This window comes from Desulfofundulus thermobenzoicus (assembly GCF_009428905.1).
GTDB lineage: Bacteria > Bacillota > Desulfotomaculia > Desulfotomaculales > Desulfovirgulaceae > Desulfofundulus_A > Desulfofundulus_A thermobenzoicus.
This window is the reverse complement of record NZ_WHYR01000248.1, coordinates 1-398: the sequence shown is the minus strand read 5'-3', so window position 1 is coordinate 398 and position 398 is coordinate 1. Positions and strand designations below refer to the sequence as shown.

The 398-nt window shown below is 33.7% G+C and carries 1 protein-coding gene; it reads right to left on the bottom strand.

Features of this window, described 5'->3' with window-relative positions; all coding sequences use genetic code 11:
• Positions 1 to 176: 176 nt before the first annotated feature.
• Positions 177 to 398 (bottom strand): hypothetical protein (locus GFC01_RS18955; protein WP_207707668.1); only part of this gene is annotated, 222 nt, incomplete at its 5' end.

The window sequence follows — 398 nt, the reverse complement described above, 5'->3', positions numbered from 1 at the left end:
TTTTTGTACTGTGAACGAGCGAATGAATAAACGATTGAACCTGTTCAAGTTCTTTTGGATCGGATATAAATAATTTTTTCACTTTATGCTCCTCTCATATCTTCGGGTGACTGATGATCATTTCTTTGGCTATTTTATCAAATCATTGATACTCTCCACTTCAAACCTCATGAACATTACGAATAATTTGATAGCAATTGAGTGAAATATTCATTGAATGTTTTTTGATCTTTCAATAACAGTTCTAACCAACTTGCTAAATCAGGATGATCCAGTGGTTTCCATCCTTCTTCTAATAAAATATTTTGGGGACACTCTTTTTTTGATACCATACCTATTATACAAATTTCCATATCTGTATCTGCCCAAATCGCCCACTGCAAAGAACGGGATAACCA